The 25,999-nt window shown below is 73.3% G+C and carries 22 protein-coding genes; 16 read left to right on the forward strand and 6 right to left on the reverse strand.

Features of this window, described 5'->3' with window-relative positions:
• The first annotated feature begins 125 nt into the window (after positions 1–125).
• From ACZDYF_RS11300 to ACZDYF_RS11330, 7 genes are all read left to right on the forward strand, one after another.
• Positions 126–1,175, forward strand: coding sequence for a lipoate--protein ligase family protein (locus ACZDYF_RS11300; RefSeq protein ID WP_191788741.1), 1,050 nt, complete (start codon positions 126–128; stop codon positions 1,173–1,175).
• A gap of 240 nt (positions 1,176–1,415) precedes the next feature.
• On the forward strand, positions 1,416–2,723 hold the full coding sequence (locus ACZDYF_RS11305; protein WP_191788742.1) for a sugar ABC transporter substrate-binding protein: 1,308 nt from the start codon (positions 1,416–1,418) through the stop codon (positions 2,721–2,723).
• 7 nt (positions 2,724–2,730) lie between these two features.
• Positions 2,731–3,738 carry a carbohydrate ABC transporter permease gene (locus ACZDYF_RS11310; protein WP_475056653.1) on the forward strand — a complete coding sequence of 336 codons (1,008 nt, stop codon included), beginning with the start codon at positions 2,731–2,733 and terminating at the stop codon, positions 3,736–3,738.
• 140 nt (positions 3,739–3,878) lie between these two features.
• Positions 3,879–4,688, forward strand: coding sequence for a carbohydrate ABC transporter permease (locus tag ACZDYF_RS11315; RefSeq protein ID WP_225226517.1), 810 nt, complete (start codon positions 3,879–3,881; stop codon positions 4,686–4,688).
• Positions 4,685–6,247, forward strand: a complete 1,563-nt coding sequence (locus tag ACZDYF_RS11320) for a glycoside hydrolase family 3 protein (RefSeq protein WP_475056655.1) — start codon at positions 4,685–4,687, stop codon at positions 6,245–6,247. Before ACZDYF_RS11315 ends, ACZDYF_RS11320 begins: the two co-directional genes overlap by 4 nt.
• Positions 6,244–7,554, forward strand: coding sequence for an anhydro-N-acetylmuramic acid kinase (locus tag ACZDYF_RS11325; protein ID WP_475056657.1), 1,311 nt, complete (start codon positions 6,244–6,246; stop codon positions 7,552–7,554). The genes ACZDYF_RS11320 and ACZDYF_RS11325 overlap by 4 nt, the downstream gene beginning before the upstream one ends.
• Positions 7,551–8,525 (forward strand): N-acetylmuramic acid 6-phosphate etherase, encoded by a 975-nt coding sequence (locus tag ACZDYF_RS11330; RefSeq protein ID WP_191788745.1) that lies wholly within the window; start codon positions 7,551–7,553, stop codon positions 8,523–8,525. The genes ACZDYF_RS11325 and ACZDYF_RS11330 overlap by 4 nt, the downstream gene beginning before the upstream one ends.
• Positions 8,526–8,567: 42 nt before the next feature.
• Here ACZDYF_RS11330 and ACZDYF_RS11335 read toward each other — a convergent pair whose 3' ends face one another.
• Complete coding sequence (locus tag ACZDYF_RS11335) at positions 8,568–8,954, reverse strand: hypothetical protein (RefSeq protein WP_475056659.1); 387 nt, start codon at positions 8,952–8,954, stop codon at positions 8,568–8,570.
• Between the two features lie 121 nt (positions 8,955–9,075).
• Positions 9,076–9,825, reverse strand: a complete 750-nt coding sequence (locus tag ACZDYF_RS11340; protein ID WP_475056661.1) for a YggS family pyridoxal phosphate-dependent enzyme — start codon at positions 9,823–9,825, stop codon at positions 9,076–9,078.
• Positions 9,826–9,961: 136 nt separating this feature from the next.
• Between ACZDYF_RS11340 and ACZDYF_RS11345 the strand changes: the two genes are divergently transcribed.
• Together ACZDYF_RS11345 and ACZDYF_RS11350 are read left to right on the forward strand one after the other, a co-directional pair.
• A complete protein-coding gene (locus ACZDYF_RS11345) occupies positions 9,962–10,351 on the forward strand; it encodes a YccF domain-containing protein (protein WP_191788748.1) in 390 nt (129 codons plus the stop codon).
• Positions 10,352–10,455: 104 nt separating this feature from the next.
• Positions 10,456–11,178: an alpha/beta hydrolase family protein gene (locus tag ACZDYF_RS11350; RefSeq protein ID WP_475056665.1), complete on the forward strand. Its 723-nt coding sequence runs from the start codon at positions 10,456–10,458 to the stop codon at positions 11,176–11,178.
• A 51-nt stretch (positions 11,179–11,229) separates the two neighbouring features.
• Here ACZDYF_RS11350 and ACZDYF_RS11355 read toward each other — a convergent pair whose 3' ends face one another.
• Positions 11,230–12,057 (reverse strand): alpha/beta fold hydrolase, encoded by an 828-nt coding sequence (locus ACZDYF_RS11355; protein ID WP_400273260.1) that lies wholly within the window; start codon positions 12,055–12,057, stop codon positions 11,230–11,232.
• 294 nt (positions 12,058–12,351) lie between these two features.
• Positions 12,352–13,323, reverse strand: a complete 972-nt coding sequence (locus ACZDYF_RS11360) for a DUF2249 domain-containing protein (RefSeq protein WP_475056668.1) — start codon at positions 13,321–13,323, stop codon at positions 12,352–12,354.
• 67 nt (positions 13,324–13,390) lie between these two features.
• On the opposite strand from ACZDYF_RS11360, the gene ACZDYF_RS11365 reads away from it, so the two are divergent.
• The 7 genes from ACZDYF_RS11365 to ACZDYF_RS11395 all read left to right on the forward strand — a co-directional run bounded on the left by ACZDYF_RS11365 (position 13,391) and on the right by ACZDYF_RS11395 (position 22,858).
• The gene (locus ACZDYF_RS11365) at positions 13,391–14,176 is read left to right on the forward strand and encodes a helix-turn-helix transcriptional regulator (protein ID WP_475056670.1); all 786 of its coding nucleotides are present in this window, start codon (positions 13,391–13,393) and stop codon (positions 14,174–14,176) included.
• Positions 14,173–15,315 (forward strand): hypothetical protein, encoded by a 1,143-nt coding sequence (locus tag ACZDYF_RS11370; protein WP_475056674.1) that lies wholly within the window; start codon positions 14,173–14,175, stop codon positions 15,313–15,315. Before ACZDYF_RS11365 ends, ACZDYF_RS11370 begins: the two co-directional genes overlap by 4 nt.
• Positions 15,312–18,113: a multicopper oxidase domain-containing protein gene (locus ACZDYF_RS11375; RefSeq protein WP_475056676.1), complete on the forward strand. Its 2,802-nt coding sequence runs from the start codon at positions 15,312–15,314 to the stop codon at positions 18,111–18,113. The genes ACZDYF_RS11370 and ACZDYF_RS11375 overlap by 4 nt, the downstream gene beginning before the upstream one ends.
• Positions 18,114–18,254: 141 nt before the next feature.
• On the forward strand, positions 18,255–18,782 hold the full coding sequence (locus tag ACZDYF_RS11380; protein WP_475056678.1) for a hypothetical protein: 528 nt from the start codon (positions 18,255–18,257) through the stop codon (positions 18,780–18,782).
• A gap of 49 nt (positions 18,783–18,831) precedes the next feature.
• Positions 18,832–19,941: a 5'-nucleotidase gene (locus ACZDYF_RS11385; protein WP_475056680.1), complete on the forward strand. Its 1,110-nt coding sequence runs from the start codon at positions 18,832–18,834 to the stop codon at positions 19,939–19,941.
• A gap of 11 nt (positions 19,942–19,952) precedes the next feature.
• Positions 19,953–20,834: a DUF1353 domain-containing protein gene (locus ACZDYF_RS11390; protein WP_475056682.1), complete on the forward strand. Its 882-nt coding sequence runs from the start codon at positions 19,953–19,955 to the stop codon at positions 20,832–20,834.
• A 71-nt stretch (positions 20,835–20,905) separates the two neighbouring features.
• On the forward strand, positions 20,906–22,858 hold the full coding sequence (locus tag ACZDYF_RS11395; RefSeq protein ID WP_475056686.1) for a glycerophosphoryl diester phosphodiesterase membrane domain-containing protein: 1,953 nt from the start codon (positions 20,906–20,908) through the stop codon (positions 22,856–22,858).
• 23 nt (positions 22,859–22,881) lie between these two features.
• On the opposite strand, the gene ACZDYF_RS11400 is transcribed toward ACZDYF_RS11395, so the two are convergent.
• On the reverse strand, positions 22,882–23,907 hold the full coding sequence (locus tag ACZDYF_RS11400; RefSeq protein ID WP_475056688.1) for a hypothetical protein: 1,026 nt from the start codon (positions 23,905–23,907) through the stop codon (positions 22,882–22,884).
• A 256-nt stretch (positions 23,908–24,163) separates the two neighbouring features.
• A complete protein-coding gene (gene aceB / locus ACZDYF_RS11405; protein WP_475056690.1) occupies positions 24,164–25,948 on the reverse strand; it encodes a malate synthase A in 1,785 nt (594 codons plus the stop codon).
• Between the last annotated feature and the right edge of the window lie 51 nt (positions 25,949–25,999).

The following is a 25,999-nucleotide window of genomic DNA, read 5'->3' on the forward strand; positions in this document are numbered from 1 at the left end:
GCCCTCGGTCAGCGGCCTGCTGCTTGGAGGCTACTCGTCCCTGTGGGCCAGGTCACCAGGTGTCCCGGCGTCCGGGCGACCCGCGGAGCGCCGGGTCGCGCCCCGCGGCACGTACCGTGGAGCCCATGAGAGGCGAGTACAAGGTTCCCGGTGGCAAGCTCGTGGCGGTCGACGTCGAGACCGACGAAGGGAGGCTGTCCCGCGTCGCGCTGAGCGGAGACTTCTTCCTCGAGCCCGACGACGCGCTCGACGACATCAACGCCGCCCTGACCGGGCTGCCCGAGACATCGACCGTCGCAGACCTGACGCGTGCGATCGAGGCCGTGCTGACCGACGACATCACCATGGTCGGGTTCTCGCCCGAGGCCGTCGCGATCGCCGTGCGTCGCGCGCTCGGTCACGCGACCGGCTGGGACGACCACGTCTTCGAGATCATCCACGAGGGGCCCGAGCAGCCCGCGATGCACCTCGCGCTCGACCAGGTCCTCACCGAGGAGCTCGACGCCGGACGGCGTGGCCCCACGCTGCGCATCTGGGAGTGGGGGGCGCCCGCCGTCATCATCGGGTCCTTCCAGTCGCTCAAGAACGAGGTCGACCCCGAGGGGGCCGCGAAGCACGGCATCACCGTGGTGCGCCGGATCTCGGGCGGCGGGGCGATGTTCGTCGAGCCCGGCAACACCATCACGTACTCGTTGACCGTCCCGGCCTCGCTCGTCGAAGGCCTGAGCTTCGAGCGCTCGTACGCGTTCCTCGACGACTGGGTGCTGGGGGCGCTCGCCGACGTCGGCGTGCACGCCACCTACAAGCCGCTCAACGACATCGCGTCCCCGGCCGGCAAGATCGCGGGCGCCGCGCAGAAGCGCCTGCGCGGGGGAGCGGTGCTGCACCACGTCACCATGGCGTACGACATCGACGCCGACAAGATGCTCGAGGTCCTGCGCATCGGCCGCGAGAAGATGAGCGACAAGGGCACCAAGAGCGCCAACAAGCGCGTCGACCCGGTGCGCTCGCAGACCGGCATGGCGCGCGAGGAGGTCATCGAGGCCTTCAAGGCGCACTTCCGGTCGCGCTACCGCACGGTCGAGGGCGCGGTGACGTCCGACGAGCGCGCGCAGGCCGAGGAGCTCGTGCGCACGAAGTTCGGGACCGAGGAGTGGACCGCGCGCGTGCCGTGACGCGGTAGCCGCCGGGCGGCGGAGGTGGCGCCGGGTCGCCGAGGTTACCAACAGGTCACAACTTCGCGACCGGCTTCCCTCTGCCCGTGGTTGGCGGTAATCTTCACGAACACCCAACCTGATGTAAGTTTGTTTCAGAGTCGAAGGGCGTCGACGATCCGACGCCCCCACGAACGATCAGGTCCGCAGGGACGAACGGCTGGCCGCGACGCGGCAGCCGACCAGAAAGGAAGTCACGGCATGCAGCGACGCAGCACGGTGGCCGTCACGGGCACCCTCCTCCTGGCGCTCGGCCTCACCGCATGTGGCGGTGGGGACAACGGCGGCGGCGAGGCCACGGGGGACGCAGCCTCCGCCGACCACACCGGCGAGACCCTCACCGTCTGGATCATGGAAGGCACCAACCCCGACGGGGACGCCTTCTTCGACGAGGTCACCACCGCGTTCAAGGAAGAGACCGGCGCCGACCTCCAGATCGAGTTCCAGCCCTGGGCCAGCGCCCACGACAAGTTCACGACCTCCATCGCGGGCAACACCACGCCGGACGTCGCCGAGCTCGGCACCACCTGGACCGGTGAGTTCGCCGACGTCGGCGCGCTGTCCGACCTGACCGACAGGATCAAGGACGCGGGCCTCGAGGAGGACCTCGTGCCCGGTCTCGTCGAGTCCGCGACGCTCGACGGCGCGCAGTACGGCATGCCCTGGTACGCCGGCGTGCGCTCGGTCATCTACCGCAAGGACCTCTTCGAGGCGGCCGGCATCGCGGTCCCGACGACGTGGGCAGAGCTCCAGGCCGCGGCCGAGACGCTCAAGGCCGCCAACCCGGGCCTCATCCCCTTCCCGATCGCCGGTGACTCCCAGTACGGCGCCATGCCCTTCATCTGGGGTGCGGGCGGCGACCTGGCCGTCAAGGACGGCGACACCTGGAAGTCCGAGATCAACTCCGCGGACTCCGTCAAGGGCCTCGAGTTCTACACGGGCCTCGCGACCGACGCGGGTCTGTCGACCGCGGCCGCGACGACCTGGAAGGAGACCGACCTCCTGTCGAACTTCGAGCAGGGCAACGTCGGCATGATGATCTCCGGCAGCTGGACGCCGGGCAAGATCCTCACGGACGTCCCGGACATGGCCGACAAGATCGGCGCGTTCCCCATCCCGGGTGAGACCGACGGCCTGTCGGACTCGTTCCTCGGCGGTTCGCACCTGGGCGTCTTCGCGGCCAGCGAGAAGCAGGACCTCGCGTGGGAGTTCGTCGAGATGATGACGACCGGCAAGTTCGCGCAGGAGTGGGGCAACCAGTCCGGCTACTTCCCCGGCCAGACCTCGCTCCTGGAGAAGGTCATCGAGGAGAACGACCCGCTCGTCGCACCGTTCGCCCAGCAGATGGTCGAGGCCGGCGCCTCGGTCCCGGTGACGCCGCTCTACGGCCAGATCCAGGGCAAGAAGACGGTCGAGACGATGCTGCAGTCGATCCTCTCGGGCAGCGCCACGGTGCAGGAGGCCGCCGACACCGCGGCCGCCGACATGAACGAGACCTTCGGGTCCTGACGAGCCCATGGCAGATCTGCACTCGGTTCCCGGCGCGTCGGCCGACCAGCTGACGCGCCGGGCTCCGGCCCCGGCCCCCTCGTCCACCCCGCGCCGCCGCTCCGGCATGCGCGGCCTGCTCGGGCACAAGTCCCCGCTGCGCCCCTGGCTGCTCCTGGCCCCCGCGCTCGCCGTCCTCGGCGTGCTGCTCCTGTGGCCCCTGGTCCGCGTCGTGATGATCTCGCTGCAGGACTACGGCCTGCGTCAGATCGCCTCGGGCGAGTCGAACTACATCGGGTTCGACAACTACGCCGCGATCTTCGGCGACTCGTTCCTGTGGACCGTCGTCCTGCCCAACACGATCGGCTTCGCGGTCGCGTGCGTCGTCCTCACGGTGGTCCTGGGCACGGCCGTCGCGCTGTTCCTCAACAACCTCGGCACGTTCTGGCGCACCATCTGCTCGACGGCCATCATGGTCGCCTGGGCGGTACCGGCCATCACCGGCACGTACGTGTGGATCTGGATCTTCGACCCCCTCAACGGTCTGGTCTCGTCGGTCCTCGACTCGGTCGGTCTCATCGACCCGGCGACCACGAACTGGTTCACCGAGCGCCTGAGCTTCTACGCGATCGCGACCCTCAACGTCGTGCACCACGGGTTCCCCTTCGTGGCGATCACGGTCCTCGCGGGCCTGCTGACGATCCCCAAGGAGCTGCACGAGGCCGCGATGATGGACGGCGCCACGCCCTGGCGCCGGTTCTGGACCATCACCGCACCGATCCTGCGCCCCGTCTTCGCGGTCGTCACGATCCTGTCGACCATCTGGGACTTCAAGGTCTTCACGCAGATCTACCTGATGCCCGGCGGCAACGGCGGCAACAAGGAGGTCTTCAACCTCGGCGTGTGGTCGTACATCCAGTCCTTCGCGCAGGGCAAGTACGGGATGGGCTCGGCGATCGCCGTGCTGCTCACCCTGATCCTGCTCGGGATCACCGTCGTGTACATGCGCACCCTGTTCAAGGAGGAGGAGCTGTGAGCGCCCTGACCGGTACCCCGTCCAGCACCCCGCCCACGGCCGACCGCGCGGGTCGCACGGGTCGCACGGCGGCCGCATCGATCGACGGAAACGCCCCGCGCCCCCCGCAGGTCCTGCGGGTCAAGGCACGCAAACGCCCGCTGCCCACCGCGGGCAAGGTCGTGGGCATCGTCGCGCTGCTCGCCTTCGCGCTGTTCCCGGCGTACTGGATGTTCTCCTCGGCGATCGACCCCGAGGCCGCGACCCGTGGCGCACGGCTCCTGCCCGCAGGCGTCACGTGGGACAACTTCGTGACCGTGATCGACGACGGAGGGTTCGGCAACTACCTGCGCAACTCGATCGTCGTCGCGATCGGCGCGGTCGTGTTCTCGTCGGTGCTCGCGCTGCTCGCGGCCGTCGCGGTGAGCCGGTTCAGGTTCCGCTTCCGCAAGTCGATCCTCGTGCTCGTCCTCATGGTGCAGATGGTGCCCCTCGAGGCGCTCGTCATCCCGCTGTTCCTCCAGATGCGCACCCTCGGCATGCTCAACTCGCTCCTGGGTCTGACGATCGTCTACATCGCCTTCTCGCTGTCGTTCGCGATCTGGATGCTGCGCGGGTTCGTCGCGGCGGTCCCGGTCGAGCTCGAGGAGGCCGCGTACCTCGACGGCGCCTCGTGGGGCCGCATGTTCTGGAAGATCCTGCTGCCGCTCGTCGCCCCCGGCGTCGTCGCCACGAGCGTCTTCTCGTTCATCACCGCCTGGAACGAGTTCATCTTCGCCCTGACCTTCCTCCAGCAGTCGGCCAAGTACACCGTGCCGATCGGCTTGCAGAAGTTCTTCGGCGAGAACACGACCGACTGGGGCGCCGTCATGGCCGCCTCGACCCTCATCACGCTGCCCGTGATCGTCTTCTTCGTCCTCGTGCAGCGCAACCTGTCCTCCGGCCTGACCGCTGGGTCGGTGAAGGGATGACCACCGTGCACCACGACGCGCTGCGCGCCGTCAACGGCGTCCTGCTCCCCGGTTTCACGGGGACGGACGCCCCGGGCTGGCTCCTCGCGGCCTGCGAGGAGGGGCTCGCGGGAGTCATCTACTTCGCGTACAACACGCCCGACGTCGCCACGACCGCCCGGCTCTCGGCCCAGCTCCACGAGGTGTCGCCCGACCTGCTGATCGCGGTCGACGAGGAGGGCGGGGACGTCAGCCGGCTCGAGGCCGCGACGGGGTCGAGCATCCCGGGAGCCGCAGCCCTCGGCGTGATCGACGACGTGGACCTCACCGAGCGGGTCGGGCTCGCGCTCGGCCGCCTGCTCGCCGCGACGGGCGTGGACCTCGACCTCGCGCCCGTGCTCGACGTCAACTCCCGGACCGAGAACCCGGTGGTCGGCGTGCGCGCGTTCGGCGCGACGCCCGACCTGGTGTCCCGGCACGGCGCAGCGTTCGTCCAGGGACTGCACCGCGCGGGAGTCGGGGCGTGCGGCAAGCACTTCCCGGGGCACGGCGCGACCGACGTGGACTCGCACCTGTCGCTGCCCGTGGTCGACGACTCGCTCGCCACGATCCGCGAGCGCGACCTGCCGCCGTTCGTGCGGGCTTTCGAGTCCGACGTGGCGATCGACTCGATCATGACCGCACACCTGCTGGTGCCCGCGATCGGTCCTCGACCCGTGTCGCTCGAGCCCGCTGCCGCCCTCGTGGCGCGCGAGCTCGGCTTCGACGGCCCCATCATCACCGACGCCCTCGACATGGGCGCGGTCACGGGCGGCGACGGGATCGGCGAGGTCGCGGTCCAGGCGATCGAGGGCGGCGCGGACCTGCTGTGCCTGGGCACGACGGTCGGCCGCGACGACGAGGCGCTGTTCCGTCAGGCGCAGACCGCGCTCCTCGCCGCAGTCGAGGAGGGCCGGGTCACGATCGAGCGCCTCCGTGAGTCCGCGGCACGCACCGCACGCACGGTCCGCCGGGTGCGCGAGCTCCAGGCTGCTGCCGGCACGACCTGCGGTCCCGTGGAGGCGACGGCCGCGCTCGAGGCGCTCGCCGTCGTCGGGCAGGAGGCCGCCGAGCGTGCCGTGCGCCTCCACGGTCCCGCCACGCACCTCGACCCGACCGGCCCCGCGCCCGACGTCGTCGACCTGCGCCAACGGTTCGACCACGCCGCCGGGCGCACCGCCCAGCACGTCCAGACCGCGATCCTCGCGGCCTTCCCGGACACGACCCTCCACGCCTTCTCCGACCAGGCCGGGTGGGAGGACACGCTCGCTGCGGTCTCGGCACGGCAGGCGGACGGCCCGACCCGCCCGCTGGTCGTCGTCACGCGCGAGCCCGTCCCGGGCAGCCGCGAGGCAGGCATGCTCGACGCCCTGCGCGCCGCCCGGCCCGACCTCGTCGCGGTCCACACCGGCTTCCCCGACGCCGTCCCCGCCTGGTTCGGGGACCAGACCACCGTGGTCGTCGCCTGCGGCACCGGACGCGCGAACGCGCGCGCCGCCGTCGGGCAGCTGACCGCGCTCACCTCGGAGGTGACCCGATGATCGTCCTCGGCCTGTCCTCCGGCACGTCGGTCGACGCAATCGACGCGGCCGCCGCCGACTTCCACCTCGGCCCCGAGGGGGTCCTGCGCATGCGCCCCCTCGGGCACACCGAGTACGAGTGGCCCGCCGCGCTGCGCGAACGCATCCTCAAGGCGCTGCCGCCCGCCGCCGTCGACATGGGCGAGGTCACGCAGCTCGACACGCTCATCGGGCAGGAGTTCGGCCGCGCCGGACGCCAGGCCATCGACGACGTCGCCGGTGGCGACGTCGACCTGGTCGCCTCGCACGGGCAGACGCTCTACCACTGGGTCGTCGGCGCCCGCGCGCACGGCAGCCTCCAGCTCGGCAACGCCGCCTGGATCGCCGAGCGCACCAAGCGACCCGTCATCAGCGACTTCCGCGTCGCCGACATCGCCGCAGGCGGCCAGGGCGCGCCCCTCGTGAGCGTCCTCGACGCCCTGTGGCTCGGCCGCGACCCGCAGTCGCCCGACGGCGCGCCGGCCGGGCTGAGCGCAGCGCTCAACATCGGCGGGATCGCGAACGTCACCCTCGTCGGCGAGGTCGAGGCGCCCGTGACCGGGTGGGACACCGGACCCGGCAACTGCCTCATCGACCTGGCGGCCCGCGAGCTCACGGGCGAACCGTTCGACCGCGACGGCGCCCTGGGCGCCGCCGGGACCGTCGACCAGGCCGCGCTGCGCGCCCTGCTCGACGACCCCTACTTTGCGGCCAAGGCCCCCAAGTCGACCGGCCGCGAGCTGTTCGACGCGACCTACGTGCCGCGCAAGCTCGCGTCCGTGCGCCCCGACCTCACCGGTCCCGACCTCGTCGCGACCCTCACCGAGCTCACCGCGGTCACCATCGCCGAGGGACTGCTCAGCGTGGCCCAGGCTGTCCCCGCCGACCGGCGCCCCGGGTCAGACCCCGCGGCCGAACCTCCGCGCGAGGTGCGCCGCGTCGTCGTCTCGGGCGGCGGCGCGCACAACCCGACGCTCCTCGCGCGCCTGCGTGCCTACCTGCCGGCCGGCTGCGAGCTCCTCACGGCCGACCAGCTTGGGATGCCCATCGACGCCAAGGAGGCGTACCTCTTCGCGCTCCTCGGCTTCCTGTCGGCGCACGGGGTCGCCGGCACCGCCAAGGGAGTCCAGCGCCGCCGCTCGACCGGGGCGCGCCGCGCCGCGGTCCTCGGCTCGCTCACCCCACCCACCCCGCTCGTCTGGCCCGCGTTCACCGGGCCCATCCGCCGGCTCGTGCTGGCCAACACCCCGTTCGGGCTCGCCCCGATGCCGAAGGGAACACACCGATGACCGACACCCGCCCCGCCAGCCGCGCGGAACTCTCGGCCGGGCAGGCCTCCGCCGCCGAGGACTGGCAGGAGGTGCTCCGTCTCGCGTCGCCGACCGAGGAGCGCAACCCGCGCACCACGGACATCGACCTGCTGCCCACGGCGGAGGTCGTGCGCCGCATCACCGACGAGGACGCGGGAGTCGCCGACGCCGTGCGCGCCCAGTCGGACCACATCACCGCGGCCGTCGACCTGGCGGTGGCGGCGCTGCGCGGCGGGGGCAAGGTCCACTACTTCGGGTCCGGCACGTCAGGACGCCTCGGCGTCCTCGACGCGGTCGAGCTCCTGCCCACCTACGGCGTGGGGGACGAGTGGTTCGAGGCGCACCTCGCCGGTGGGGCCGGCGCCATGATGCTCGCGGTCGAGGGAGCCGAGGACGACGTCGAGCTCGGACGACGCGACGCCGACGAGGTCCGGGCCGGGGACCTGGTCGTGGGCCTCGCGGCCAGCGGCCGCACCCCCTACGTGGGCGGCGCGTTCGACGTCGCCGCCGAGCGAGGCGCCGCGACCGTGCTCGTGAGCGCCAACCCCCAGGCACGCCTGGCCTCGCGCGTCGACGTCGCGATCCTCCTCGACACGGGCCCCGAGGTCGTCACGGGCTCGACCCGCATGAAGGCCGCCACCGCGCAGAAGCTCGTGCTCAACACCTTCTCGACCGCGACCATGATCCGGCTCGGCAAGACGTACTCGAACCTCATGATCGACGTCCGCCCGACCAACCAGAAGCTCCGCGCCCGCATCGTGCGCATGCTCGTGCAGGCCACGGGCCTCGACACCGACGAGTGCGAGCAGGTCCTCGCACGGGCGGGGGGCGAGATCCACGTCGCGCTCGTGATGCTGCTCGCGGGTGTCGGCGTCGACGAGGCCCGCGAGGCGTTGCGCGGGGCCGGGGCGCCCGGCGTGCGTCGCGCGCTCGAGCTGCTGGGGGCCTGAGCGCGCGGTGGGCCGAGCGTCGCGGGCCACCGCGCGGCGTCCCTACCGGTCGCTCGTGCCGGCGCCCGAAACAGGCGCCGCCGGAGCGGGCAGCGCCGCTGCGACCAGCGACTGCAGCTCGGCCACGATCCTGTCGGCGGGTGAGACGCCGAGCTCGAAAGAGACGATGTCGGCGCGCACACGAGACACCCGTACGACCGCCCCGGCGTCGCCCAGCGCGAACGTGTTGATCTGGACACGTACGAGCTGGCTGGCCCGGTCCGTGAGGTAACCGAAGGTCGAGGTGATCAACGACGACCCCCGCTGGCCGACGGCCGAGTACTCGCCGATCGGACTCACCTGGAACCCCTCCCGAGCCACGGTCGCGTAGGCGATGTCCCGGGCCGTGACGGGGTGGGCGGAGGTCGGGATGTCGAGAGGGGAAAGCACCGTGCTCCGTTCGTGGGGTCGCGTGCCCCGTCGCGGGCGAGAGGGCCGGGCTCGAGCACGACGAGTATGGCGGCCCGCCACCTTCCGCCGCCGCGGTGCCCGACGGGCGGGCAGGCGCGCCTCAGCCGACCGGGGGGCGAGCCCCGAACACCGCGGTCCCCACGCGCACGATCGTCGCTCCCTCGGCGATCGCCGCCTCGAGGTCTCCGCTCATGCCCATCGACAGCTCGCGCGCCTCTCCCGTCCCCGGGGCGCCGCTCGCGAGCACCTCGTCACGTATCCGGCGCAGCCGCTCGAACCCGGCGCGCACCAGCGCGGCGTCGGGGGAGTTCGCCCCGATCGTCATGAACCCCGTGAGGCGAAGACCCTCCAGGGCGGCGACGTGACGGGAGAGGAGCGCGGCGTCGTCGGGCCCCACCCCCGCCTTGGACTCCTCTCCCGACACGTTGACCTGGACCATGACGTCGAGCGTGCGGCCCTCGCGCGCGCAGCGGCTCGCGAGCGCCTCCGCGAGCGCGAGCGAGTCGACCGACTCGACTCCCGTGGCCGTCGCGAGGACCTGGTTGACCTTGTTGCGCTGCAGGTGCCCGATCATGTGGACCCGCACCGAGCCGTCCGCGACCAGGTCGGCGAGGTCGGGTGCCTTGGCGACGAGCTCCTGGACGCGGTTCTCGCCGATCAGCGTCGCACCCGCGGCGACGACCGCGCGCACCGCCGCGGGGGCTTGCGTCTTGGTCGCCACGAGCAGCCGCACCTCGTCGGGTGCCCGGCCGGCGGCGAGCGCCGCCGCGTCGATGCGGGCGCGGACCGCGGCGTAGCGGTCTGCGACGGTGCGGAGCGTGTCGAGGGGGGCGTCGTGGGGGGAAGGCACGGGAGCAGTCTAGTTTCGGGGCCCGTCGCCCGGGCCGCGGCGTCCGCTGCCCGACGGCGTCGCGCACCAGCGGCGTACGGCCGGCCGGCGGGGACCGGGTTGGGCTGCGGCGTCGACCGTGGGGGAGAATCGGGGCATGAACACGATCCTGAACGTCATCTGGCTGATCTTCGCGGGCCTGTGGCTCGCGATCGGGTACGTCGTGGCGGGGATCGTCTGCTGCGTCCTGATCGTCACCATCCCGTTCGGGATCGCGAGCTTCCGCATCGCGGGCTACGCGCTGTGGCCCTTCGGGCGCACGGTCGTCGACAAGCCCACGGCCGGGGCGTTCTCCACGATCGGCAACGTGATCTGGGTGATCGTCGCGGGGATCTGGCTCGCGATCGGGCACGTGGTCACCTCGATCCCGCTGTTCGTCTCGATCATCGGCATCCCGCTGGGCATCGCGAACCTCAAGATGATCCCGATCTCGCTGCTGCCGCTCGGCAAGCAGATCGTGCCGACGAACGCGCGCTTCGGCGCCTGACGCGTCAGGATCGGGTGGGGGCCGCCGAGGGCGACCCTGACGGATGCCGAGGGTGGCCGCAACCGACGCCGACGGTGACCGCACGTGACGACGACAGGGGAGCCATGCGCGACGGGATCCGGGACGTGGGCCCGCGTCTGGGGCTGAGCCTGCGACGGACCTGGTGGCGCGTCCGGGACTACGCCTGCGTGCTGCGCTGGCAGGCGACCGGTCTCGTCTCCCGGGTGGGTCCCGACGACCTCCGCCACCCCGACCGGCCTGTCGGGCCACCCGTCGTCCTCGTGCCCGGGGTGTACGAGTCCTGGCACTTCCTCCTGCCGCTGGCCACCCTGCTGCACGACCACGGGGTCGCAGTCCACGTCCTCCCAGAGCTCCGGGACAACCGGCGCCCCGTCGCGGACGGAGCCGTCCTCCTCGCGCGGTACCTCCGGGAGCAGGACCTGCACGACGTCGTCGTCGTCGCGCACAGCAAGGGCGGGCTCATCGGCAAGCTCGCCATGGTGCGCGAGAGCCCGGGCCGGATCGCGTCGATGATCGCGATCAACACGCCGTTCGCGGGCTCCGTCTACGCGCGCTGGTTCGTCGCGCCGGCCGTCCGGGCGTTCATCCCGAGCGACGCGACGATCGTGGCCCTGGCGGCCGAGCGCGCCGTCAACGCACGCATCACCTCTGTGCACAGCCGCTGGGACCCGCACATCCCCGCCGGCAGCACGCTCGACGGCGCGCACGACGTCGTCCTCGACACCCCCGGGCACTTCCGGCCGCTCGCCGACCCACGACTCCACGCGCTCCTGGTCGAGCAGATCGTCGGGACGCGTCCGACCTGACGTCCTGATGTCCTGGCCACCGACGTCGACGTGCCGACGGTGTCAGCCTGGCTAGCTGCGCGGCAGCTGCAGGACGCGCGTCAGGCCGGGGGAGTCCGGGTCGTCGACGATCTCCACCCCGTCGAGCCACGACCCGATCACGTGCGCGAGCTCGCCGGGATGGCTGAAGTTGATCGCGTGCGCAGCACCCTCGATAAGGGCGACCGTGGTCAGGTCCCCCGCCAGTCGGCCGACCTCCCGGACCCGTGCAGGTGGTGGCATGAGCGGGTCTCTGCTCCCGACGACGGCGAGCGTCGGCACCGTCGAGGTGATGATGCGCTCCAACGAGGGGAAGCGGGTGAGCTCGCTGAACAGGTTGAACGTGTTGACGGGCCCGAACCGCAGGTAGTCCGGGACCGCGAGCCGTGCCATCCTCGGGCTCTCGCGGGGACCGTCGAGCGCGAGCTGGCCGACGGCGCGTGCGAGCCCCTGGTTGTGGCGGCCCCCGGCGGGCGACACGAGCACCATGCGGTCCACCCGTTCCGGCGCGCTGTGCGCGATCTCGAGGCTGACCGGGCAGCCCATCGAGTTGCCCACCAGCACGACCTTCTCGAGTCCCAGGGCGTCGAGGATGCGGATCAGGGCGTGCGCGAGCCCAGGGATGCCGAGGGTGTAGTCCCACCGTTCGCTCCGGCCGTGCCCCGGCAGGTCGGGGACGAGGTTCGTGGCCCGTGCGGCCAAGACCTCGGCCGTGGGCAGGAGGGACGAGCCGGAGATCCCGAAGCCGTGCACGTGGACGATCGGCAGGGCGTCGGGGACCTCGGGACTGCGCCGGTAGAACACGCGGTGCCCGTCGATCTCCGCCGTGTCCTCGGTCCATCCGGTGGTGTTCGTGCCCATGAGGCCGATCGTGGCACTGCGGGTCCGGCGGGGCCACCGGTGCGGTGATCCGCTGGCCGGGAGTGCTGGTGGCGCGTCTCAGGGCAGGGGTTCGGTGACGAGGCGGGAGCGGGCTCCGTGGACGTGGAGGTTTCGGCGGTGCTGATGGTGCCTGGGGTCAAGAGCTCGAGTTGAGGCTAGCTGGGGCCCTGAGCCGCAGCCCACCCCAGTCGGCCGCATCTCGAGAAGGTTCGAGGGGGCAGGTCGTCAGGAGCCCGCCGCGGCCCCCGGTGGGCTCCTGACGACCGTGCGGCCTCAGCGCATGAACGCCAGCGCCCACGTCTCGGGGCCACGCTCCAGGTAGTCGACCGTGAACGTGCCCGGCCAGCGGGCGTCGACCTGGGCCAGGAGCGGCAGGGGGTCGTGCGGGGCGAGCAGCACCATGCCGGCACCGGGCGCGATGCCGTCGAGCGCTCCGAAGATCGTCGCGTGCCGGATCGCGTGGGGGACCGCGCGGACGTCGAGCACCGGGAGGTTCCCGGCGTCGTCGTGCCCGCCGCAGCCGCACGGGCGCCCCGCGGCGGCAGGTGCCGCGGCCCGGGTGGGAGAGACGGCGGCCGAGCCCCCGGCCACCGGTACCGCACCGCCCGCCTCCGAATCCGCAGCCACAGCCGCGCCAGGCGCCCCCTCCGAGGTGCCGCCACCGCAGCCACCCCCCGCACCGCCGCCGCAACCGCATCCGCCAGCGCCGCCCGGCTTGCCACCCGCTGCCGCCTCCCCACCTTCCCCGTGGGAGTGCCCGCCGAGCAGCTCGTGCATCCCGTCGAGGACCCCGGCGAGCGAGACGTCGGAGGACAGGGCGAGCAGCGGCAGGATCTGCTCGTTCTCCTTGGTCATGTGGGACTCGAACAGCACCTGGAGCGCGCGGGCGTGGGCAGCGGCGCGGACTGGGTTCGTCGCGGCGTCGAGGGCGTCGAGGGCCTCGACCAGCTCGCCGATCACGCCGTGCTCGGCGATCATCGCGTCGACGAGGAGTCGGGCGTGCTCGTCGCTGCGCGCGTGCGGGTACATCGCCGCCTCTTCGGCCTGTGCGTGCGGCAGCAGGTCGGAGCGCGTCCAGCCGACGAGGCGGCGGTGGGGGCCGGTCGCGGCGGTGCCGGACTCGACGGCGTGGATCAGGGCCTCGACCAGGAGCCCGAGGGCCACGTTCATCTCGGTGTGGTGGGCGACGACGGCCTCGACCGCGTGCGAGTCTTCGGCCGACGTGGCCAGGACGATGCTGCTCATGACGTGAGACCTCCGGGAGCGGTGGGGGTGGTCCTCCAACGCGGCAAACATTAGTACACTTTATTCCGTGGAAAATACGCAGCCTGCTGGACGAGCAGAGCACCCCGCGACCCCGCGCCCCGGGTACGGCCCGCCGCTCGTGCGGCGCGCGGTCCGCCCGGCGCGGCTCTCGAAGGCCCGGATCGCGGTCCTCGACGTCCTCGCGTCTCAGCCCGAGCCCTGCTCCGTCAGCTCCGTCGCGACCGCGCTCGACCAGCACACCAACACCGTGCGCGAGCACCTCGAGGGCCTCGTCGAGGCGGGGCTGGCGACGAGCGAGAACGCCCCGGCGCACGGTCGCGGCCGCCCGGCGCGGCTCTACGCTGCGGTCACGGAGTCCCCGACGACGGCCGGCGCCGCCGAGTACGCAGGCCTCGCGTCGGCGCTCGCGGCCCAGATCGCCCGGTCGAGCGCCGACCCGGTCGGCGACGCCCTGGCGGCCGGTCGCGCGTGGGGCGCGGACCTCGTCGACGCTCACGAGCCCCCGTCCGGCGACCGAGGCCACGCGCCGAGCGACGAAGGAGCCGACGGCGCCGCACGCCACGAGGTCGTCTCCCTGCTGGGCAGGCTCGGCTTCGCACCGCGGACCGACGACGACGCGGGCTCGGTCGCGCTGACCCGGTGCCCGCTGCTCGAGGCCGCGTACCGCAACCCGGAGGTCGTGTGCGCGGTGCACCTCGGTCTCGCCCAGGGGGCGCTCGAGCGCCTGGGTGCTCCGCGGGAGGGCACCTCGTTGCTGCCGTTCGCCGAGCCAGGCGCGTGCCGTCTGTACCTGCGCCCGCAGCCAGGGCCCCGCAGGCATGGGGCGTCGTGACGCGCCGCGCGATCTTCGTCCTGCCCGCTGGACTCGCTCTTCTCGCGGGCCTCGACGCGGCGCTCCTGCTGCTCGGCCTGCCCGCTCCCGTCACGACCGTGCGCCTGCCCGTGGTCCACGGCGTGCTGCTCGTCCTAGGGTTCGTCGGCACGGTCATCGCGCTCGAACGCGCCGTCGCGCTGCGCACCCGCTGGGGGTTCGTCGCCCCGGGGCTGCTGGGAGCGGGGGCACTGGCCCTGCTCAGCCCTGCACCCCTCGTCGTCGGGCAGGTGCTCCTCGTCGTCGGTGGTGCCGCGCTGTGCGCGGTGTACGTCCCGCTGTGGCGGCGGCAGCACGACGACGCGGTCCTGGTCCAGCTGATCGGCGCGCTGCTCGCGACGGGTGGCGCCCTGCTGTGGCTCGGCGGGGTGGGTGTCGCGGACGTGCTGCCGTGGCTCGCATGCTTCGTCGTGGCGACCATCGCGGGCGAGCGGCTCGAGCTCGCCCGGATCGCGTTCCTCGGCCGGGGCGCGGGCCTGATCCTGTGGGTCTGCTGGGCGCTCGCGGTCGGGTGCGTGGCTTCGCTGCTGTGGCCGAGCGTCGGCTACGCGATCCTGGGAGCGGCGGTCCTGACACTGTGCGGTTGGCTTGCGGCGCACGACGTCGCGCGGCGCACCATCCGCTCGACCGGCCTCGCTCGTTACATGGCGGCGTGCCTGCTCGCGGCGTACGTCTGGCTCGCGGTCGCCGGGACGATCTGGCTCCTCGCCGGGCGCCAGGTCACGGGGCCCGGGTACGACGCCGTGATCCACGCGATCTTCCTGGGCTTCACGATCTCGATGATCATGGCGCACGCGCCCGTGATCCTGCCTGCCGTGCTGAAGATCCGTCTTCCCTACACGCCCCTGATGTACGGCCCGGCGGTGCTCCTGCACCTGGGCCTCCTGGTCCGCCTGGGCCTGGGCGACGCCCGGGACCTGCCCGTGGCCCACCAGGTCGGCGGTGTCGTGAACGTCGTGGCGCTGCTCGCGTTCGTCGTCATCATGGTCACGGTCGGGGTGCGCGCGAACCTGCTCGCGCCGAGCGCGACCCCCGCCTCGCCGCCCGGGGCGCGCGACGCCGTCGGGCCTGCGCCTGCCCTCGAGGAGATCGCTCCGTGAAGCTCGACCTGTCGTCCGCGCCCGCACCGCTCAAGCCCCTGAACGACCGCAGCGCGTGGCACCTGCGCGCCAACGCGCCCGTGGTCGGCTGGCTCGTGGCGACCGTGGTCGTCGCCGTGGGCCACCGGTGGATCCCCGCGTCGCCCTGGCTGCTCGTGCACCTGCTGCTGCTCGGCGCCGTGACGAACGCGATCTGCGTGTGGAGCCAGCACTTCACCGACGCGCTGCTACGACGCCGGATCACTCCCGCCTCGCGGCGCTGGCAGGTCGCACGCCTGGTGCTCCTCAACGTCGCGGTCGCGGCGACGGTCACGGGCATGGTCACAGCGACGTGGGCCGTGACGCTCGTGGGGGCCGTCGGCGTGGGCGCCGCGGTCGCGGCCCACGGCACGGCCCTGTGGCGGCAGTCGCGCCGGGCGCTCGCGGCCCGTTTCCGGGTCTGCGTCGCGTTCTACGTCGCCGCGGCGTGGCTCCTGCCGTTCGGGGCAGGGCTCGGTGCGACCCTCGCGCGCGGCCTCGACGAGGGGTGGCACGCGCGCGTCGTGCTGGCCCACGCGGGCTTCAACCTGCTCGGGTTCGTGGGCCTGACGGTCATGGGCACGCTCCTGACGCTGTGGCCGACCATGCTACGGACGAAGATGGCCGACGACGCGCCCCGCGCCGCGCGGACGACCCTCGTCCTCATGCCGGTCGGCTTGGCGGCCGGGATCGCCGCGGTCCTGGTCGCCACGCCGCCCGTCGCGGCCGTGGGTCTGGCGACGTATCTCGCGGGCGTCGTGGTCTCGGTGCGCCCGATGGTCTCCGCGGCCCGGCGGCGTCCGCCCGCGACCTTCGCGACGTGGTCTGCGGCCTGCGCGCTGGGGTGGCTTCTGGGGGCGCTCGCGACGCTGAGCGGTGTCCTCGTGCTCAGCGGAAGCTGGGAGACGGCCTCCGCGCGCGTCGGGATCGTGACCGTGCCGCTCGTCGCGGGCTTCGCGGCCCAGGTCCTGCTCGGGGCGCTGACCTACCTCGTGCCCGTGGTGCTGGGAGGGGGACCCGCCGCCGTGCGCTCGACCACGGCCGTCCTCGAACGAGGGGCCGTCGTGCGGGTCGTGCTCTTCAACGGGGCGCTCGCGCTCTTCGTGCTGCCCGCGCCGAGCCTGGTCCACGTGCTCGCGTCGCTGACCGCGTTGGGCGCGCTCGTGGCCTTTCTGCCGCTGCTCGTCGGTGCGGTGCGTGCTCATCGCCGCGCGCGGCGCACGCCGTTCGTCCCGCCGACCGCTGACGACGTCGCGGCGGCGCACGCCCTGGGGCGGGACGTGCGTGCGCGACCCGGCGGCGCTCGCCAGGGACCGCCCGTCGAGGCCGTGACCGGGCCTCGGCGCAAAGGCCTGGCCGTGGCCGCGCTGAGCGTCCTGCTTCTCGTCGCGGCCGGAGGAGTCGCCCTGGACCCGGCCGCGCTCGGCACGGGTAGCGGCGCGACCTCGGCCGCGGCCGGTGCGGAAGGGACCGTCGCCGCGACGGGCCGCACCACGACGGTCGAGGTCGAGGCTGCGAACATGCGCTTCGTCCCGAGCGCGATCGAGGTGCCCGCCGGCGACGCCCTCGTCCTGGTCGTGACCAACACCGACACCACGGTCCACGACCTCGCGCTCGACACCGGCCGGACCAGCGGCCGGATCGCGCCGGGCGCGACCGAGACGTTCGACGTCGGGGTCGTGGGGCGAGCGATCGACGGGTGGTGCACGGTCGTGGGGCACCGGCAGATGGGCATGGTCCTGACGATCACGCCGACGGGAGCGGGCGCCGTGCCGGACGCCGCGGGGTCGCCCGCGCCCTCCGGGGACGCTGGGAGCGCGGGCGACCACATGGCCGGCACGGACCACGACCCGGACGGGACGAGCACTGCGCCCAGCGCCGCCGAGGACCTGGACTTCATGGCGACGCCGGGCAGGGACTTCGCGGCGCACCCGGCCGAGCTGCCGCCCGCGAGCGCCGAGACCGTGCACCGGGTGCGCCTTCCCGTCGCGGAGGTCGTGACCGAGGTCGCGCCGGGCGTGACGCAGCGGCTCTGGACCTTCGGTGGCACGGCCCCCGGCCCGACGCTGCGCGGCGAGGTCGGCGACCGCTTCGAGATCACGCTGGTCAACGACGGCACGATCGGGCACTCGATCGACTTCCACGCGGGTGCCCTGGCCCCCGACGAACCGATGCGCACGATCGCCCCGGGCGAGGAGCTGACGTACACGTTCACCGCGACCATGTCGGGCGTGTGGATGTACCACTGCTCGACCATGCCCATGTCGGCGCACATCGCGAACGGCATGTTCGGCGCGGTCGTGATCGATCCCCCCGATCTCGCACCGGTCGACCGCGAGTACCTGCTGGTCCAGTCCGAGTACTACCTGGGCCCCCAGGGCGGCGAGGTCGACATGGACCGGCTCGCGACGGGGGACCCCGACGTCGTGGCGTTCAACGGCTACGCCAACCAGTACGACGCGGCGCCGCTCCCGGCCCGCGTGGGGGAGCGTGTGCGCGTGTGGGTGCTGCCCGCGGGGCCCAACCGGGGGACGTCCTTCCACGTCGTGGGAGGCCAGTTCGACACGGTCTTCAGCGAGGGCGCCTACCGGCTGCGGCCCGGCGACGCCGAGTCGGGCGGCTCGCAGGTCCTGGGTCTCGCGGTCGCCCAGGGCGGGTTCGTCGAGATGTCGTTCCCCGAGGCAGGGCGGTACCCGTTCGTGAGCCACGCGATGATCGACGCCGAGCGCGGCGCTCATGGCTACTTCGCGGTCACGGAAGGGGACGGCGGGGAGGGGTAGGCGGCCCGTCGTCCGTCCCGACACGTACAGTGTCCTCGGCCCGTTGTGGCCGTTCGACCCGCCCGTCCCGACCGTCCACCGGAGGCCGCCGTTGCACGCCCGTCCACCGAGAGCGCCCGTGCCGGACGTCAGGGGTCTCGCATGAGCGACGTCCGCCTGGGCCGGTGCGAGCAGTGCGGCGGCGACGTGCAGTGGCTGCCGTGCTATGACGGACGCCGCCGGGCGTTCGCGCTCGACGAGGTCCGCAGCGTGCACGCGGGGGACGAGGTGCGCTGGTTCCTGACGTCGAACCGGGGCGCGGTGCCGGGTACGCAGCTCGCGTACAGGCCGACCATGCCGTTCCGGGTCCGGCACGTGTGCCAGCGCCAGCCCCTGGGGTACGGCACGGGGGGCGAGGACGGTATCGACAAGGCCAAGGCGTTGCGCTCGGCGCCGCAGGTGCGCGAGTTCCAGGTCCGTCCGCCGTACCGGTTCGGGTACCGCTGGGAGTCGGAGTGGGGGCACATCGTGCACCCGGACAGGGGTCTGTGCGGCGCCAAGGTGATCGGCGAGATGACGCCGCGCGAGGCCGCGCGCCTGCCGACCATGCCCATGTGCAAGGAGTGCGTCGTGCGGTACCGTCGCCGCCACCCGCAGGACCAGGTCCGCCGCTCGACCGACCAGTCCTGAGGCGCCGAGCCGTTCCCGACGAACACGCCAGTCCCGACGAAGGAGCCCCGTGCCGCCCTACGACCTCGATCACCGGCTCGTCGTCGGTGTCTCCTCGAGCGCCTTGTTCGACCTGTCCGACTCGCAGCGCGTCTTCGACGAGCAGGGGATCGACGCGTACCGCGCGTACCAGGACGAGCACCTGGACCGGACGCTGCGCCCCGGGGTCGCGTTCGAGTTCGTCCAGCGCCTCCTGAGCCTCAACGACCTGTCGCCCAGCGCGCAGGACCCGCTCGTCGAGGTCTTCGTCCTGTCGAAGAACGACCCGACGACGGGCCTGCGCGTCATGAGCTCGGTCGCGGCGCACGGGTTGCCGATCAGCCGGTCGATCTTCACGCAGGGCCTCGCGCCGTACGCGTACATCCCGGCGCTCAACATCTCGCTCTTCCTGTCGGGGGACGCGCGCGACGTCCGGACGGCGACCCTGCTGGGTCACCCGGCCGGGCAGGTCCTGGGGAGCGCCGCCGTCGGGCATGTCGCCGCAGCGGGCCCGACGGCGGAGCGCACGCCCGGTGTGCCCGTCGCCTCGGGTGAGAGCCCGGGCGAGGACTCGGACGGCGCGGCCGACGACGGCGCCCTGCGCGTGGCCTTCGACTTCGACGGCGTGCTCGCCGACGACAGCGCCGAGCGCATCTTCCAGTCGGACGGTCTCGAGCAGTTCCACCGGTACGAGAGCGCGCGCAAGGTCACCGAGCACCACGCGGGGCCGATCCTGCCCTTCCTGCGGGCGCTGAGCACGATCCAGCGCCGCGAGGAGGAGCGGGTGGTCGAGGACCCGACGTACCGCCCCCGGGTGCGCGTCTCGATCGTCACGGCGCGCAGCGCGCCCTCGCACGAGCGGGCCGTGAACACGCTGCGCTCGTGGGGCGTCACGGTCAACGACGCGTTCTTCATGGGCGGCGCCGACAAGGGGCGCGTGCTGCGGGTCCTGCGCCCGCACATCTTCTTCGACGACCAGCGCGGGCACCTCGACCCGGTGGCGCGCGAGGTCGCGAGCGTCCTGGTGCCGTACGGCGTGACGAACGAGGAGGTGCCGGTGGCGGCCGTTCCGGTCGAGCCGGGCCCCGACGGCGGAGCTCCCGCGCCCGCGCCGGCCCCGGTTCCTGCCCCGGCCGGCTGAGGCGGGTCGCCGTGCCGTTCGTCGCGCCGCTGCCCGGGGACCGGGACCGTTGGGTCCCCGCCGCGACGGTCGACCTGCGCCAGCTGCCGGTGTCCGGTCGGTGGAAGGTCTGGTTCGAGGTCCTCACCCCGTTCGGGTACACCTCTCGTCGCGCCGACGAGCAGAGCCCGACCGGCCCTGTGTGGCGCAGGGCGTCGATCGAGCAGACCGTCCCGGCGGGCCTCGTGACCGACCTCGCGTCGGTGCCCATGCCGCTGTGGGGCGTGATCGCGAGCTACGGGCGTCAGACGCTGCCCGCGATCCTGCACGATGCGACGTCGCGGGCGCTCGCGGACTCCGACGTACCGCCGAGCGGTCGGCGGGCCGCGCGACGCGATGCCGACCGTCTCTTCCGGGAGACCCTGCGCGAGACCGGCACGGGCCCGGTCCGGCGGTGGCTCATGTGGGCTGCGGTCCGGATCTTCGGGAGCCTGCCGGTCGCGGTCGTGTTCCTGCTCGCGGTCGTCGCCGGGCTCGTCGCGCTCGGCCTGGTGGTCGCGGGCGTGCTGACCGGGGGGACGGCCGGGCCCTGGCTCGTGGGTGCACTGGTCGTGACCGCGGTCGCGCTGGTCGTGCTGCTCGCCCAGGCGACGTGGGCCGGGGTCGAGAGTCGCCAGGGCGGTGCCGAGCGCTGGGTGCCTGCGGCGGTCGGCAGCATGCTCGGCGCGGTCGGGACCGGTCTCGTCGCGTTGCCGCTCCTGCTCCCGCTGATCGTGCTCACGTTCGTGACCGAGCTCGTCGTGGGGTTGGGGGAGGGCGGCCGTGCGGGTGTCCGGGCGCAGGACGCCCCGGCCGGCGGGGGTGCGGCGGAGCACCTCCCGACCACCCGCATCACGTACCCGGCGACCGGGTGAAGTCTCGCCCGGCGGGCTCTCGGGGGCACCGCACCCACCGGCCCCGCGCGCCACGCCCGTAGGCTGCGCTCGTGCCCTCCGCCGCCCGACCCGCCGTGCGCCCCCTCGACGACGGAGCGAGGTCCAGCCTGGTGCTCCCCGCGGCCCGCACGGTCCGCACGCACCTGCCCACCTACCTCCTGACCGTCGTCCTCCTCCAGGTCGTCACGGGCCTGGTCGTCGTCCCGCTCCTGGTGTGGCTGTTCGACCAGGCGCTGGCGGTCGCGGGCGTCCCCTCGTTCACGCACCTCGACGTGGTGCGGGTCCTGTCGAGCCCGGGCGCGGTGCTCCTGCTGGTGCTGCTGGCTCTGGTCGCCTCGGTCGTGGTCCTCGTCCAGCAGGGGGCCTTCCTCGCGATCGGCGTGCGCGTACGGGCGGGGGAGCCGGTCTCGACGCGCGCCGTCGCGCAGGACCTCGCCCGCGCGAGCCGCCGGCTCCTCGGGCCTCAGCTCGTGCTGTTCGTCGGGTACTTCTTCGTGCTCGTCCCGGTGGGCGGGTTCGGCATGGCGGCGTTCCTCGTGCGGGGCATCGCGATCCCGGACTTCGTCGTGGGGGAGCTCCTCAAGTTCGAGGGTGGCCTGTACGTCTACCTCGCGTTCCTCGCGGGAGTCCTGTTCCTCAACCTGCGCCTGGTGCTGACGCTCGCGATCCTGCTGACCTCGGACGTGTCCGTCGTCGGGGCCATGGGCGAGAGCTGGCGCGCGACCCGGCGGTCGTGGCCGCGCCTCCTCGGCGTCTTCGCCGTCGTGGGCCTCGCGGTGCTCGTGGTCGCCGCGGGGGTCGTGACGCTCGCGCTGGCCCCCACGCGGGTCGCGGACCTCCACGCCCCGGGCCTCGCGCCCGTCGTCGCGGGGGCGACGCTCACGGTCGTGCAGGTGGCCGGGTTCGTGCTCGCAGGTTTCGTCACGGCGCTCCTCACACAGGTCGTGGTCGCGGTCGCGGCGGAGCACCGGGCGCCGCTGCCCGACGGCGCCGCTCGGGCCGGGACCGTCGCGCCCGCGACGGAGGTGGTCGTCCCGTCCGCCGGGGCAGGACCAGGGGGGCCCGCAGGAGACACCGCAGGGGCGGTGCGCGGGTCGGCGAGCGTTCCGCCGGTCCTGCGCCGCGGCCGGGCGGGCCGGCCGCGCGCGGTGGGTGCCGTCGTCGGGCTGGCTGCCGTGCTGGCGCTCCTGGCCGTCACGGTGGCCAACACCCGGGCCATGACCACGCTCGCGCGGGAGGAGCCCGGTGCGGTGGTCGCGCACCGGGGCGACCCGGGCGGCGGCGTCGAGAACTCGATCGCGTCGCTCGAGTCGGCCGCGGCGCTCGGCGTGGACTACGTCGAGCTCGACGTGCTCCAGGCCGCCGACGGCGGGCTAGTCGTCTTCCACGACCTGACCCTGCGGCGGCTCGCGGGCTCCGACCGTGCCGTGCACACCATGACGCTCGACGAGCTGACCGCGACCACGATCCGCCAGGGCGGGTTCGAGGCGAGGGTCCCGTCGCTCGATGAGTTCGTCGAGCGGGCCCGCGAGCTCGACGTGCCGCTCCTGATCGAGCTCAAGGCGCACGGCCACGAGACCCCGACGTTCGTCGCGGACGTCGTCGCGCTCCTCCGGGCGCAGGGCGTCGCCGACGAGTACCTGGTCCAGTCGATCTACCCCGAGCAGGCCGCCGAGGTGCGGGCGCTCGGCCCCGAGATCGCCGTCGGCCACGTCGTCCCGTTCCTGCGCGGAGCGCTCGGCGGCCTGCCGGTCGACTTCGTCGCGATCGAGCAGTCCTCCGACTCCGCCCGCGTGCGCGCCGAGGCTCGCGCGGCCGGGATCGACGTCTACGTCTGGACCGTCAACGACCCTGCCGCGATGCGCGCCCAGCTGCGCAACGGCGTCGACGGCATCATCACGAGCAGCCCGCGCCGTGCCGTAGCCGAGCGCACCGTGGTGCGCGACGACACGGCGCTGTCCACGCGGCTCGAGGACGAGCTGCGCGACGCGCTCGCCTGGTGACGGCCGGCCTCCGCGGACAGGTCTCAGGACTTGGTGGTCGATGGGTCGGTGGTCAGGTAGACCGGCATGTAGTCGTCGATCGTGAGCCGCCACAGGCCTGGTGCGCCCGCGGGCACGGGGAGGCAGACATTGCCCGAGACGGACTCGTCCGTGGACATGAACCCCTTGCCCGTCAGGCCGTCGGGCACGACGCCGCACCGGCCGTCGAAGACCGCCCCCGTTCCGTCGACCAGCTCCAGGGTGATGGACTGCGGCGCGCTCGCCTCGAGCGAGGGGCCGAAGTACGTCGCGTGGACGGGGACGATCCAGTACTCCATGCCGTCGGCGGGCGGCACGTTGACGTCGTCGTGCGCGAGGACCTCGGCCGTCGCCTCGTAGGGTGCGTCGAGCAGGACCGACCACTCCTCGGTGTAGACCTCGTCCGAGAGGAGCCAGGGGTCCTCGACCGTGCCACCGTCACGGCCCGCGACGTCTTCGTCGCCGTAGGTGTCCGACTCCTCGTCGGGTGCCGGTCCCAGGGACCACGGGTCGGCCGCCGCTTCCGCGCCCGCGAAGAGCTCGTTGCCCGCGACCACGGCCAGGGTCACGCCGGTCGCGCCGACGCCCCCGATCACCAGGCCCGCGACCCCCGCGAGCACGCCGACCAGGACGCGTGAGGGCCCCGTCCTCCCACCGGGGGCGGGAGCTCCCGGGACGGCCGGGGGGTTCGCGTACGGAGACGCGGCCGGCGCAGGGTGCGAGGCAGCGTGCCCCGGGCCGTACACGCCGCCGTGCCCGGCGTACGGTCCAGGGGTGGACGGGCCGCCGTCCCCGTGCTGCGGGGCTGGTGGGTACGCGGCGTACGGGTTGCGTGCCGCAGCCCCGGCCGGGGCGGCCGTCCCGGGGCCGGGGTACGCCGTCGCCACGGGGTACCCCGCGGCTGGTGGAGCCGTCGTGGCGGGGCTCGCCGGCGGGACGGGCGACGGGGCCGTCGGGGAGGCGGGACCGGGTGCTCCCGCGTCGGAGTGCTGGTTCGGCGATGACGAGGGCGGGGCGAAGAGGTCACTCACGAAGGCTCCACGGGGCGACGGGACCGGACGGTCCAGGAAGGGTGTCGCTCGGCAGCTCGCGCGCCGTGCGGGTGGATCATCGCACCCGCCGGACCGGGCGCGCCAGTGGTATCTGCGCAGTTCAGCCGGTGTTCTGTGCGCTCGAGAACGGGGTTGAGGTCGTCATCCCCTCGATGACGACCTCAACCCCGTTCTCGACCTCCGCCGGCAGCGGGCGGTGGTCGACCTCCGCCGGCAGCGGCCGGCGCTCAGGTGGTCAGCCCTCGCGCGGCCCGTCCACGGGCGACCCGACCAGGAACTGCGAGTACGCCCCGATGGTCAGGAACGTCGGGAAGTCCTCGGCGAGGGCGACGGCGCGGAACACGTGCGCGGCATCGTCGACCCGGTTGCCCTCGCCGCGCGGCAGGTCGTCGACGACCTCGGCGAGCAGCGCCTCGACGCGGGCCCGTGTGATGGGCACGCCGTTGTCGGTGCGCGTCCCGGACGCGATCCACTGCCACACCTGCGAGCGGGAGATCTCGGCCGTCGCGGCGTCCTCCATGAGGTGGTCGATCGCCGCGGCGCCCACGCCGCGCAGCCACGACTCGATGTACCGGACGCCGACCGAGACGTTGGACCGTAGCCCGGCCGCGGTGACCGTCGCGCCCGCGCGGCGCACCGACCCGATGTCGAGCAGCTCGTGCTGCCCCACGCTCACGTCGTCGCGCAGGCGCGAGACCTGGTGCGGCCGGTCGCCCAGCACGGCGTCGAACTCGGCGCGCGCCGCGGGGATGAGGTCGGGGTGCGCGACCCAGGTGCCGTCGAACCCGTCGCCGGCCTCGCGACGCTTGTCCGCACGCACCTGCTCGAACGCCTTCTCGGTCACGTCCGGGCGGCGGCGGTCGGGGATGAACGCGCTCATGCCGCCGATCGCGTGCGCCCCGCGCCGGTGGCACGTCGCGACGAGGAGCTCGGTGTAGGCCCGCATGAACGGGGCGGTCATGGGCACCTGCGAGCGGTCGGGCAGGACGTACTGGTCGCCGCGCGTGCGGAACGACTTGATGACCGAGAACAGGTAGTCCCAGCGGCCCGCGTTGAGCCCCGCGCAGTGGTCGCGCAGCTCGTGCAGGATCTCCTCCATCTCGAACGCGGCGGGCAGGGTCTCGACGAGCACGGTCGCGCGGATCGTGCCCTGCTCGATCCCCAGGTACTCCTGCGCGAACACGAACACGTCGTTCCAGACGCGCGCCTCGCGGTAGCCCTCGAGCTTGGGCAGGTAGAAGTACGGTCCGCGGCCGCGCTCGACGAGCTCGCGCGCGTTGTGGAAGAAGTACAGCCCGAAGTCCACGAGCGACGCCGACGCCGAGACCGCCACGCCCGCGCGGTCGACGTAGCGCAGGTGCTTCTCGATGAGGTGCCAGCCGCGGGGCCGGAACACGATGGTCGGCAGGTCGGTCAGCGCGGTCGAGCGCAGCGCGTACTGCTTGCCCTCGGGGGACGTGAACGCGAGCGTGCCGCGGATCGCGTCGTGGAGCGCGAGCTGGCCCTCGATCACGTTGCGCCACGTGGGCGACGACGCGTCCTCCTGGTCGGCGAGCCACACCTTGGCGCCCGAGTTGAGGGCGTTGATCGCCATCTTCGGGTCGGTGGGTCCGGTGATCTCGACGCGGCGGTCCTCGAGCCCCGGGGCGCCGTGCGAGCCGGCGACCTGCCACGACGGGTCGTCGCGCACGGGCCGGGTCGCGGCGCGGAAGTCGGGGTCGATCCCGTCGGCCACGTCCTGGCGGCGCTGCTGGCGGTCCATGAGCAGCCCGTGGCGGGCGGCCAGGAAGCGGTCGTGCAGCGCGGTGAGGAAGTCGAGGGCGCCCGGGGTCAGGATCTCGCGGTAGCGCTCGCCGAGGGGCCCGGTGACGTCCAGGGTGCCAGACGGCGTCGCGCGGGTAGGGCTGTCGACTCGCCCGTCGTGGTGGCCCGGCTGGGGGCCGGGGTGCTGACCGGACGAGGTGCGTGACGTCGTCGGGCCGGAGGAGTGGGTGCTGAGCGTGCTGGCGGTGCTGGGCATGGCTGGCTCCGATGGTCTGTGCCGCGAGGCGGAGGGGAGTCGTCGGGGTAG

Source organism: Oerskovia sp. PE-21s (assembly GCF_056158145.1).

Excerpts from the sequence above, each read along its gene's own strand:
- ACZDYF_RS11300 (WP_191788741.1), top strand. The coding sequence starts at position 126 with ATGAGAGGCGAGTACAAGGTTCCCGGTGGCAAGCTCGTGGCGGTCGAC.
- ACZDYF_RS11305 (WP_191788742.1), top strand. The coding sequence starts at position 1,416 with ATGCAGCGACGCAGCACGGTGGCCGTCACGGGCACCCTCCTCCTGGCG.
- ACZDYF_RS11310 (WP_475056653.1), top strand. The coding sequence starts at position 2,731 with ATGGCAGATCTGCACTCGGTTCCCGGCGCGTCGGCCGACCAGCTGACG.
- ACZDYF_RS11320 (WP_475056655.1), top strand. The coding sequence starts at position 4,685 with ATGACCACCGTGCACCACGACGCGCTGCGCGCCGTCAACGGCGTCCTG.
- ACZDYF_RS11325 (WP_475056657.1), top strand. The coding sequence starts at position 6,244 with ATGATCGTCCTCGGCCTGTCCTCCGGCACGTCGGTCGACGCAATCGAC.
- ACZDYF_RS11330 (WP_191788745.1), top strand. The coding sequence starts at position 7,551 with ATGACCGACACCCGCCCCGCCAGCCGCGCGGAACTCTCGGCCGGGCAG.
- ACZDYF_RS11345 (WP_191788748.1), top strand. The coding sequence starts at position 9,962 with ATGAACACGATCCTGAACGTCATCTGGCTGATCTTCGCGGGCCTGTGG.
- ACZDYF_RS11350 (WP_475056665.1), top strand. The coding sequence starts at position 10,456 with ATGCGCGACGGGATCCGGGACGTGGGCCCGCGTCTGGGGCTGAGCCTG.
- ACZDYF_RS11355 (WP_400273260.1), bottom strand. The coding sequence starts at position 12,057 with ATGGGCACGAACACCACCGGATGGACCGAGGACACGGCGGAGATCGAC.
- ACZDYF_RS11360 (WP_475056668.1), bottom strand. The coding sequence starts at position 13,323 with ATGAGCAGCATCGTCCTGGCCACGTCGGCCGAAGACTCGCACGCGGTC.
- ACZDYF_RS11380 (WP_475056678.1), top strand. The coding sequence starts at position 18,255 with ATGAGCGACGTCCGCCTGGGCCGGTGCGAGCAGTGCGGCGGCGACGTG.
- aceB (WP_475056690.1), bottom strand. The coding sequence starts at position 25,948 with ATGCCCAGCACCGCCAGCACGCTCAGCACCCACTCCTCCGGCCCGACG.